Below are 10,005 nucleotides of genomic sequence, written 5' to 3'. Positions count from 1 at the left end.
AGATGTGTATAAGAGACAGATTTATATCATTTTGATATGCCGCTTGCCTTACAAGAAAAGGGAGGATGGGAGAGCAGGGAAGTCGTGATGCATTATGTTGCGTATGCCAAAACCTGCTTTGAACTGTTCGGAGACCGTGTCGGCAAATGGTTCACCCATAACGAACCAATCGTCCCGGTCGAGGGAGGGTACTTGTACGATTTTCATTATCCGAACGTCGTAGACTTTAAACGAGCGGTCCAGGTCGCCTATCATTCGATTCTATCGAGTGCCCTTGCGATCGAAGCATACAGAGATACACGACAAACAGGAAAAATCGGTATTATTCTCAACCTGACTCCCTCTTATCCAAGAAGTCAAAATGAAGCGGATCGACAAGCAGCGTATCTAGCGGACATCTTGTTCAATCGTTCTTTCCTCGATCCGTCCGTTTTAGGTACTTTCCCTGCTGAATTAATCGAACTGTTAAAAGAGCAGGATGCCCTCCCGGCGATGGGTGAAACGGACCGAAAAAAAATCGAGACGTACACTGTTGATATCCTCGGCATCAACTACTATCAGCCGAGACGTATCAAAGTAAAAGAACATCTTCCGAATCCGAAAGCACCGTTCATGCCAGAGCATCTTTTCGATTATTATGAAATGCCGGGACGCAAGATGAATCGACATCGTGGTTGGGAAATTTACGAAAAGGGTGTGTATGACATCCTGACGAACTTACGTGAGAATTATGGAAACATCGAGTGCTTCATTTCAGAAAACGGGATGGGAGTGGAAGGAGAAGAACGCTACCGAGACACGGACGGTAGTATCCAGGATGATTACCGGATTGACTTCATCGCGGAACATTTGAAATGGGTGCATCACGCATTAGAGGAGGGATCGAACGTCAAAGGATATCACCTTTGGACGTTCATGGACAATTGGTCGTGGAGTAATGCCTATAAGAACCGATATGGTTTCGTCGGTGTCGATTTGACGAATCAAACGCGTACAGTAAAAAAGAGTGGTTACTGGTTCAAGCATCTCATCGAAGAAAATGGATTCGAAGGATAAGAAGAAAGGATCGGGGTATATCTAGCCCTGATCCTTATTTTTTGTTATATTATATGTATATGTCTATACATGGGGTGTTGTCATGTCTAATAAAAAGAAACCAAAGTATGAAAAAATTGCAGATGAATTACGAGAACGGATTCTGAATGGCGGATACAATGTGGAAGAAGCGATGCCAGACGAGATTCAACTAGCAGAAGAGTTTGAGGTCAGCCGGATGACCATGAAACGTGCTCTAGAAATCCTCGTACTCGAGGGGATCATCTATCGACAACGAGGACAAGGGACGTTCATTTTACCGTCAAGCTTTTCCCAAGGAAGAATCAATGTATTAAACAAAGAGTCACAAGGGTTGACAAAGCTGCTCGGAGAGCGGGCTGTCAGAAGTGAAGTTCTTCAGTTCGAGGTTCGTTTTCCGGAAGCCGAGGTCGCACGCCATCTGATGATCGAGAAGACCGATCCCGTTTATGAGATACGGCGTGTTCGATATGTTGACGACGAACCATACGTGATCGAACACACGTTTATGCCGTCTTCATTAATTACCGGAGTGACGCGAGAAGTTCTTGATAGTTCGATTTACCGGTATATCCAAGAAGAACTCGGTTATACGATCACGAGCTCGCATAAGATGATTCGGGCAGACAAGCCGAATCAATGGGATCATGAATATCTCGGGAACGAGGAGACCGATCCTGTCATCGAAGTAGAGCAAGTCGTATTCCTTGGTAACGGAAAACCGTTCGAGTATTCGTTTTCACGCCATCGTTATGATAAGTTCGTCTTTACGTCTGTCCATATCGGCAGATGATAAGATTTAATCTGTTTGAGATTAAAGCGATACGTGATCATGTCAATCATTTAAAAGATATGTTACTTTTTCATCAGGAACAAAATGGTTTATATCGATTTGATGATCAGCTAACGTTAATGGATATGAACTGAAACAAGTGCTCAATCGTGACGGTCATTCACGGGAGATCATCCAATTTGTTCTTGGATCAGCTACGATTATGAAGCATGGTCAGTTCGAGTCGGAACGTCATTTGAAGAGTAGTGTAATAATTGAAGATTCGCTTGAAAATTTAAAAATATGGCTCTTTAAGATACGTCGACAAGAGATGAGTCGATTTCAAGTCAAACAAATAAAGGTCAAAAAAACGATCAGAAGCGATTAAAGTATATGCATGAAAGAGAGCGGCAGGAATATGCGAAGTATATGGACGATCTGAACTATTTGAAGCGAGTTCCAGATCATCACTTGAAGTGCGTCACATGTATAAAATTTCGGATGGTGACCAACATGTCGCAGCAATTAGTCCGAACTGTCATGCTCGCATTCATCGCGGAATAGATGGTAGTACGTATAATTAGGAATTAATAGATAAAAATTGATGCAAAAGGAAATTTCTTTTCGATTCAGACGAATTTATTAAGATAATTTTATACGAAAGGAATAAACTGATGGGCATCTAAATTTCATCAAAAAAGTCTGCATCTGTACAAGATGTAGACTTTTTTGATGAACGTTATATTAGTTTTCAATACGTAACACGTGTTTAAGTGTATGCCATGTTTCTTCTAACTCAGGTTTTTCAAAAATATAAATAATTGATCCATCTCGATCTCTCGTCAAATTGATACGATAGGCATCATTTGGAATGGAATGCTGTAAGGCTTGCGAAAACTGATGTTGATCGATCTGTAAAAAATCTTGAATCGTACCACTCCATCCAACTGACATGTTTAACACTCCAAACGATGAGAATTTTAGAAAAACAAATGTATACGTAGATAACGTTATAGGTTCTTAAAAATGGTCTATGAACAAACTGAAACTTACTTTTTTATGGATAGATGGAAAATAAATCTATATAATTATTTTATAAGCATTATACGATACAATCATTTCAACAATAAGGTGGTAAATAATTTTGAAAATACGTCTAGCGTTCTTTTTATCAATACTCATTTGTTGTGTATCAGGATGTACATCCCAACCGACGCAGTCGACTGAGAAACCCAAGTCCACTATTCGAGAAGTTGAACTAGCAAAAGACCAGCATGCAAAAATCATTACATTGTACCCAGCCTATATCGACTACTTCACAAAAGTTCAGAAAAAGATGAAGGACACAAACGTCACGGACGAGGACCTACAGCGAATCTTCGATAAAACTGTCCGTCGGGAACTGGATCGCATTCAGAAAGAGCAGGATATCTTTCTTGATTTCAAGGGGTTCAATGACGTGTTTTCCGCCACTTCCTATTTGAACGATTTAAAAAGATTGACGAAACGTTTGATGCATGAAGAGAAAGAAAATATGAAAGCTGTTCATGAGGCACTCCGAAAATCAGCTGACCACCTTCCTAGTAAAGATAAGATTATCCTGATGCTACCCTTATCGGAAGAGCATCGATACGCCGCAAAGGCGACGAGCGGGCTGATTGGTTTTACGATGAGCGATGGTAGTATGGTGATTATGTTAGGTGAAGAGTATACGCATGAGATACTGGAGTACGTTGTTGCGCATGAGTATAATCATTCCGTAGTGAACGAACATCCTGAAATCAGACAACCAAGTTCCATCGACTATCTCATATTCGAAGGTAAAGCGGAGGTGTTTGCGAAGGAACTTTATCCTAAAGCGCCCCCTATAGAAACAGAAAAGATGGCTTTCAACGATAAAAAGAAGATACTCGAACAGGTTAAGAACAACTCCTTAAGCTACGAAGAACTTAGCACTGGAAGTGAAGCGAAGGATGTCCCTCGATTGACTGTTTACAGTTTAGGAACGGAGTTAATGTCAGATTTCCGACAAAAAAAATCTGAGCAGACACTGCAAGAGTTTTCATTAACACCAGTTTCAGATGTCATTCATGAAGGAAAGTTTAAATTGATTCTTGAGTAAAGAGGAGAAGGTGCATAAAAAACACTGACGTTTGAAGCGAAAAAGTAAATACTTTCAATCTAGAAGGTCAAAACGCCAAAAGCAACCGAAGATATAATAGAGAATGTGAAGAGCATACTCTCAGATAAAGTTATGCTGAAGTGACAGCGTGACGATCTATTGGATATAAGAATGTTTTCTCTCTTACATATACTCTGAGGGAGCGTTCTATTTAGACAGTCACATCTTTGTAAGAGCTTAGACATTCGTTATCCAATTCGAACGACCCGATTTTATGCGAAAATCCCTAAAAAATTCAAGACAGATAGTACAAATAAAATTAAAAGAACTATCATTAAAATAAAAGCTAACATTTTGCCTATACCTCGATTACTAAAGATAGCAGCTAATAAAGCAAGGACCAGACCACCAATGAGGATGGCGTCGCCCCAAAATCCATTAATCGGGAATGTAAAAAGTACCAAGAAAGTAAGAACCATTAATCCGATAGAAATCCAGCCAAGTTTTGCTCTCAAGAGAAGACCCCCTTTTATTTGTATAAATTCCATTATCAGTATACAAAAAATGGGATGTTATTCAAACAATTAAAGGTGTACGTCTCTCTTCTAAACGTCTGTCATCCTATCTCACATACTTAATGATAACTATGAATCATCCTCTTATACGTATCGTAAATTTTGATTAGGTTAGTTTTTTTATATTGATAAGCATTTTTGGTGAAAATCATTAAAGTAAACTTACTTTTTAATACAAATAGAAGGTCGTATGGTAGAGTGATGATTGTCAACTATTAGCTATGAATAAAGGAGATTTGAAGATGTTATCTTGGCTCGGTATACATAAAGTAGAGAAACAAAGACATCAATTTTTTGGGAATATCGAAAAGCGGACTATAACTTTAGTTTTACTGACGTCCGTGTTGGTTTCATATGGGATCAAGATGTTGTTGACGTATGTAATTCCATTCGCATATTTGAAGGATCCCATCGTTGCTGTTTTGCCGGGAATAATTGGAGTATTGGTTGCTGTAATATACGTATTCGTTCTAGAGAGACGACTTCAAGAGAAACACGATGAAAACATTAAGCAATGCTGACGAATTAACAACATAAATTGATAGATTCATGCTTGGAGGTACTTATCATGTTTACAGTCGAAAACTATATTGATTCAATTAAGATCCATCTTGAAAAGCAGTCAGGTTTAGTGGAGGACCAACTCCAGAAAATCTTTTCTTATCCGTTCTCTAAGGACATCGAAGTACTGGACTTCACAGCATTCATTGAACCGACTAGATTTGAACTTTCGGTCATCATGTTCTCAATGGATAAAGAAGCAAATGAAGTATTTTACGAAGGAAACGATTCAACTGTTTTTGCTGGGAGCGAAGATGTATTACAAGAAGTCGAATATCATCAAATGAACGACAGTCAACTCGAGGTTTTTTTTGAGTTTCATGAGCAAAATGAAGAAAAGTTAATTCCACAAGAACAAAGCGTTTTTGCACAATGGTTCAGATTGTGCTGGGAAAAAGCTGGTGGAGCGTCACTAGATCTTCCATCGTACTTTACGATACACGATAGTGATGACTCTCTTGATTTAAAAAACAATTGTTGGATGGATGCTGAAGAAAAATGGTCTTGATGGAATAAGAATGGTAATCCCCCCAAAAAAGTAGACAGTTTTGATATTTCAACTGTCTACTTTTTGGGAGAGCTTTTGCTATAGCTACATCTAGATTTTGATATGTCAAAAACAATACATCATTTTCGTCACGATGGGTGAGGATGGAATTAAGTCAATCGCCTCGCTCTTCGAGTTTTCAGTCACGCCCTTGAATAGTTGAAGGACAAAATATCGCATAGGAGTATTCTCTACACTTGATAATCGAACAAAGTGGACACGCTAACCAGAAGTACTGAGGATGAAAGCTTTACATGCGGTTCTGACTCAAAAGGAATCGATCTCTAGCGCTAAAGCATTTTTGGTAGGAATCATATAGTAGAACGATGTTCAGCTCACTATCTTAGTTGAGCTCTGCGGTCTTTGCTCTTACTTGATCGCTTGAGTGTTATTCCTTACACGCAGATAGAATCAATAAAGAGATACAGATAATGGGTACGATTAAGAGTTTCAACATACGATTGTTCTTTCGGTCATGTACTAAATCAACATATTACTGTGGTAGTGTACTTATGATATTTTATGAAACGCAGACTGCTTATAGAACGTAAATGGATAAATAACATGATATCTATTAAAACAGGAGAAAGGAGCGAACGACCTTGAACGATTCCATCGTGTATGTCGTGATTTTAATCCCCATGCTAGTGTTTGCGATCGTTTTATCAATTGGAAAGGGTGCCTCATTGCTTACAGGATATAATACGATGTCAGAAAGTAAAAAGGAAACTTATGACGAAGTCGCCCTGTGTAAATTCATGGGGAAGATCATGTATGGGATTAGCTTTAGTCTATTATTGATCGCATTCAGTGAGATATCTGGATATTCGTTTTTATTCATAGTAGGCTTCGTTCTACTCGTGTTTTTTATAATTTTTGCAGGCGTCTATACGAATACGAAGAATCGATTTAAAAAAGAACTGTAAGTTCGTCTAAGTCAGTATGTCCTTAGTCGTTTAAATCATAATGTAATTTAGAGAAAGGGCGACTAATCTTAAAATCGAAGTCAATCAACGTCTGTATATCATTTTTTTGACGATAAAGTTCTCTCATGAATTGTAAGAAGATGTAGCGACATGTGTATAAATCGTCTCCTGTATCTTCTCGCATCGCTGCGTAATTAATCTCCTCACCAAGCGAATCATACACGATCGTCTCAAACTCCAGATTCGTATGCCACATGAAATCTAAAAACCCATGCAGGACTGCTTTTTTATAGGTCTCTAGTGAAAAAGTAGCCAAGAGTTGATTTTGATAATGAAATTCTACTCTTTTTTTTCGATAGAAAAATCGAATCATGAACTGGTTAGAAATTTCTTCGTTTTCATATGGAAGTGACCAATCGAACTTTTCGATGTCATGCAAATCATTCGTGGTCACACTTTTTATTAACGCATGCCAAAATTGGAATAGCTCGCTCACGTGTGCGTTAAAAGGGAGAGGGATGCCCTCTATACAAAAGAAGACTTTTCCAGCAGGATAGCCGCCAGCTCGACCAAAAGCATAGTTAAAGATATCGTTGTCGATCGTATAGGTCATCTCTACGAATCCTGGATAAGTTTGATTCACATCATGCTCTTCTTTTTCAGGCGGAATTTCAAGATAGCTTTTAATTTCGAGATTCATAAAAACGTCCTTTCTGTTATCTCATAAGAGTAAAGCTTTAATAGTGCTGTTGTCGCTCACTAGAACGTATTAAGCGTCATCAATATTATAAGCGAAAATATACATGGGTGAATTCGTCGTCTCAATCGCCTCAACTAAAGTCCATCCTAATTTTTTATAATATGCTGAAGCGTTTTCTGTTTTTAAATAGATTGTTGTGATCTGTCGAGACTTCGCGTAAACGATTAATTGATTGATCAGTTGCTGCGCGATCCCTTGATTCCGATAGACTTTTTCAACGAATAAAGAAGCGAGCCAAGGCGTATAGGCTGGTCGTTCCTTCAAGTCATTTTCAAAGAGAGAGACGGTTCCGATACACGTGACATCATCTAAGGCAATCAACGTCACAGGATACGACTCATCTGATTTTTTGTCCAAAAAGGCTTTTATTTGTTCATAGGGTGTCGTTCCTTTTTTCTTTTGAACGAATTCGGTATGAATCATTGTGGCAACTACTTCTAATTGTTCAGTATGATTCGATAATGTATCAATGATCATCTTTTCATCCTCCATTCTAGACTGGTTGTATCGATCGTTAAATCAATCTGTCCTCATCAGAATAAAGGAGCTTTGGAATGAACTTCGAACAATACTTGCAACACTATTTTGGGAAGGTAAACTTATTTAATCGTTCCTTTGTCGAGAAGGATTTAGTATTCCACGTAGACTTAGTAAAGGACCTGTATCAGTTAAAGAAAAATTCAGATGAAATCAACGACGAATACTTCAAACAGGCATATCAAAAATCGAACGAACTGTTTGAAGATCTATTCCGAGAAGAGGAGTCCCTTTACTTCATCGTGCATGTGAGAAGTGAGCGCGGTAAGTATCAAAAGTCAGCGACGAAAGTATTCCGTCACTTAAAAAGAAGAGAAGATCAATACAACATAAAGTTCGTAGAGAAAATGATGGATGAAGAAGAGCAGGTATCCGAATATGCCGTGTTATTACCGAACAAAAACGCATTAGATTATAAGCGTTTAATCAAAGCGATCTGCCATCAGGATTTCCCGACGCTGCAACCAAGATTTCGTCAAACATATACAGACTATCCGGAAGTCTTTTTCGTGAACGTGAATCAAAAGATCGTCATGAATATCTATGATGATCGCGGTTGTTTCCTACTGTTCGGTGATTCAGCAACGTATGACGTGTTCAAGAAGAAATATCGTAATGATATCAGCTAATCGAATGTAATCGCTTCTAGAAATACTTAAGCTAGTGCCAAGAAGCCAATCACTGAAAAAATAAAAAGCACCAATAGAGAAGTGAGCAATGTTAACGCAAGGATTTTCCCCGTATTTCTTAGACTTATGATGGCGCACACTAGCGCAAGCAATAGTCCAGCTAACATATAGTTCGTTCCCCAAAAGCCATTGAACGGTAAGAGCTTAACAGTAAGGAAAGTAAAAACCACAATACCGATTGAGATCCATCCTAGGTGCTTTCGCATAAACTGCCTCCTCTTAAATGAATACGTATAGTCATAATTTGGTTCTTTTTTAGCATATCATTACAAATGTTTACAGCGAAAGAGTTTTGTAATCGTCGCTTAAAGATAACCTGAATGAAATACGTGTCAGACAACTGCTCGTCACGGGACATACCAACAAGCAGAAAACAATTGAACAGTCATCGATCAACAAACAATCCCTCACTCTAATCAGAATGAGGGATTGTTTCGTTTCATCATTAGACCGTCAACTCAATCACATTACCTTCCGGGTCTGCGATCGTACTTTCATAATACCCGTCACCCGTCGTCCGGGGACCGTCAAGGTGTTGTATACCGGCGTCCCGTAACCGAGCCGTCCAGTCGTCGACCGCTTGTTTGCTGCCAAGCGAGAAGGCGAGGTGGGCATACCCGAGCGCATTCATCGTCCGTTCCGTGATATCCGTCCGTTGCATCAACTCAAGGCGCGCACCACTCGAGAACGTCAGGAAATACGATGTGAACCCTTTCGCCGGATTATGATACCGCTCGCCTGCCGTAGCATCAAAATGTGTTTCGTAGAATTGACGCATCCCGTCCAGGTCTGCCACAAAGAGGGCGATATGTTTAATCTTCATCTCCATTCCTCCTTTTTTCAAGACGCTTTTGCCAATCGCTGTCTGAATAACATCCGGTTCAAGCCTTCCGTAGCGACCAGCATCAAGAAGATGAGACTGATCGTAAACCAATGGAACAACGATAAGGAATAGGACGTCGCCAGCCATCCGAACAATGGCGGCATGAAGGTACTACCGGTATAGGCGAATGCCATTTGTACCCCCATCAGCCGTTGCGCCGCAGCTTCTCCGAACCGTACCGGCGTCTCATGGAGCATTGCTGGGTAAATCGGTGCGAGACCAAGCCCGACAAGTACGAAACCAAGCGGCATCCAGGCAGCGGGTGCGAGGATGAAACAGGCGGCTCCGACGAATGCCGTCCATTGACCGACACGAATCAAACGACGATTCGACCAGCGTAGCGATAGAAAACCACTGATGAATCGCCCCGCGGTGATGCTTCCGTAATAGACGGAAATCCACGTCGCTGCTGATGTTACGGAAAAGGACCGGACTTGGACAAGATAACTACTGCCCCACAGCCCGACGACCGCTTCAACCCCACAATAAAAGCAAAACGCTGCGAGAGCGGCTATCAATCCTCGTGGTTTTCCGGACGACGTATTCACGGTCTGAACCC

Annotated in this window: 11 protein-coding genes and 1 pseudogene; 6 read left to right on the top strand and 6 right to left on the bottom strand. The window is 40.1% G+C overall.

The features are described 5' to 3' along the window. Positions 1–18: 18 nt before the first annotated feature. Together F8N00_RS12600 and F8N00_RS12595 are read left to right on the top strand one after the other, a co-directional pair. Positions 19–1,056 (top strand): annotated as a pseudogene (locus tag F8N00_RS12600) (glycoside hydrolase family 1 protein); the annotation flags it as partial. Between the two features lie 82 nt (positions 1,057–1,138). Beyond that, on the top strand, positions 1,139–1,867 hold the full coding sequence (locus F8N00_RS12595) for a GntR family transcriptional regulator (RefSeq protein ID WP_323679404.1): 729 nt from the start codon (positions 1,139–1,141) through the stop codon (positions 1,865–1,867). A gap of 723 nt (positions 1,868–2,590) precedes the next feature. Here F8N00_RS12595 and F8N00_RS12590 read toward each other — a convergent pair. Further along, positions 2,591–2,800 (bottom strand): hypothetical protein, encoded by a 210-nt coding sequence (locus tag F8N00_RS12590; protein ID WP_421018337.1) that lies wholly within the window; start codon positions 2,798–2,800, stop codon positions 2,591–2,593. 190 nt (positions 2,801–2,990) lie between these two features. Here F8N00_RS12590 and F8N00_RS12585 point away from each other — a divergent pair, with 190 nt between their 5' ends. Then, complete coding sequence (locus tag F8N00_RS12585; protein ID WP_421018336.1) at positions 2,991–3,968, top strand: DUF2268 domain-containing protein; 978 nt, start codon at positions 2,991–2,993, stop codon at positions 3,966–3,968. Between the two features lie 272 nt (positions 3,969–4,240). On the opposite strand, the gene F8N00_RS12580 is transcribed toward F8N00_RS12585, so the two are convergent. Then, positions 4,241–4,483: a hypothetical protein gene (locus tag F8N00_RS12580; RefSeq protein WP_035397490.1), complete on the bottom strand. Its 243-nt coding sequence runs from the start codon at positions 4,481–4,483 to the stop codon at positions 4,241–4,243. Between the two features lie 628 nt (positions 4,484–5,111). Between F8N00_RS12580 and F8N00_RS12575 the strand changes: the two genes are divergently transcribed. Both F8N00_RS12575 and F8N00_RS12570 read left to right on the top strand, forming a co-directional pair. Beyond that, positions 5,112–5,612: a hypothetical protein gene (locus F8N00_RS12575; protein ID WP_421018335.1), complete on the top strand. Its 501-nt coding sequence runs from the start codon at positions 5,112–5,114 to the stop codon at positions 5,610–5,612. A gap of 680 nt (positions 5,613–6,292) precedes the next feature. Continuing rightward, on the top strand, positions 6,293–6,577 hold the full coding sequence (locus tag F8N00_RS12570; protein ID WP_058713271.1) for a DUF3784 domain-containing protein: 285 nt from the start codon (positions 6,293–6,295) through the stop codon (positions 6,575–6,577). Positions 6,578–6,599: 22 nt separating this feature from the next. Here the strand turns inward: F8N00_RS12570 and F8N00_RS12565 are convergent, their stop codons facing one another. Together F8N00_RS12565 and F8N00_RS12560 are read right to left on the bottom strand one after the other, a co-directional pair. Further along, complete coding sequence (locus F8N00_RS12565; protein ID WP_421018334.1) at positions 6,600–7,277, bottom strand: hypothetical protein; 678 nt, start codon at positions 7,275–7,277, stop codon at positions 6,600–6,602. A 69-nt stretch (positions 7,278–7,346) separates the two neighbouring features. Further along, entirely contained in the window at positions 7,347–7,814 is a 468-nt protein-coding gene (locus F8N00_RS12560) for a GNAT family N-acetyltransferase (protein ID WP_421018333.1), read from the bottom strand. Positions 7,815–7,891: 77 nt separating this feature from the next. On the opposite strand from F8N00_RS12560, the gene F8N00_RS12555 reads away from it, so the two are divergent. After that, positions 7,892–8,503, top strand: a complete 612-nt coding sequence (locus F8N00_RS12555; RefSeq protein WP_421018332.1) for a DUF3885 domain-containing protein — start codon at positions 7,892–7,894, stop codon at positions 8,501–8,503. Positions 8,504–9,008: 505 nt separating this feature from the next. Here the strand turns inward: F8N00_RS12555 and F8N00_RS12550 are convergent. Further along, positions 9,009–9,386 (bottom strand): VOC family protein, encoded by a 378-nt coding sequence (locus tag F8N00_RS12550; protein WP_421018331.1) that lies wholly within the window; start codon positions 9,384–9,386, stop codon positions 9,009–9,011. A 17-nt stretch (positions 9,387–9,403) separates the two neighbouring features. Continuing rightward, positions 9,404–10,005, bottom strand: a 602-nt coding sequence (locus F8N00_RS12545; RefSeq protein WP_421018330.1) for an MFS transporter, incomplete at its 5' end; no start/stop codon positions are given.

The organism is Exiguobacterium sp. A1_3_1, from assembly GCF_048985645.1.
GTDB classification, from domain to species: domain Bacteria; phylum Bacillota; class Bacilli; order Exiguobacteriales; family Exiguobacteriaceae; genus Exiguobacterium_A; species Exiguobacterium_A indicum.
Note: the sequence above shows the minus strand (reverse complement) of the source record. Positions and strands in the feature narration are given on the sequence as shown.

What these genes read in the sequence shown, in the direction of transcription:
- F8N00_RS12595 (WP_323679404.1), top strand. Translation starts at nt 1,139, where the DNA reads ATGTCTAATAAAAAGAAACCAAAGTATGAAAAAATTGCAGATGAATTA.
- F8N00_RS12590 (WP_421018337.1), bottom strand. Translation starts at nt 2,800, where the DNA reads ATGTCAGTTGGATGGAGTGGTACGATTCAAGATTTTTTACAGATCGAT.
- F8N00_RS12575 (WP_421018335.1), top strand. Translation starts at nt 5,112, where the DNA reads ATGTTTACAGTCGAAAACTATATTGATTCAATTAAGATCCATCTTGAA.
- F8N00_RS12570 (WP_058713271.1), top strand. Translation starts at nt 6,293, where the DNA reads ATGCTAGTGTTTGCGATCGTTTTATCAATTGGAAAGGGTGCCTCATTG.
- F8N00_RS12565 (WP_421018334.1), bottom strand. Translation starts at nt 7,277, where the DNA reads ATGAATCTCGAAATTAAAAGCTATCTTGAAATTCCGCCTGAAAAAGAA.
- F8N00_RS12560 (WP_421018333.1), bottom strand. Translation starts at nt 7,814, where the DNA reads ATGATCATTGATACATTATCGAATCATACTGAACAATTAGAAGTAGTT.
- F8N00_RS12555 (WP_421018332.1), top strand. Translation starts at nt 7,892, where the DNA reads ATGAACTTCGAACAATACTTGCAACACTATTTTGGGAAGGTAAACTTA.
- F8N00_RS12550 (WP_421018331.1), bottom strand. Translation starts at nt 9,386, where the DNA reads ATGAAGATTAAACATATCGCCCTCTTTGTGGCAGACCTGGACGGGATG.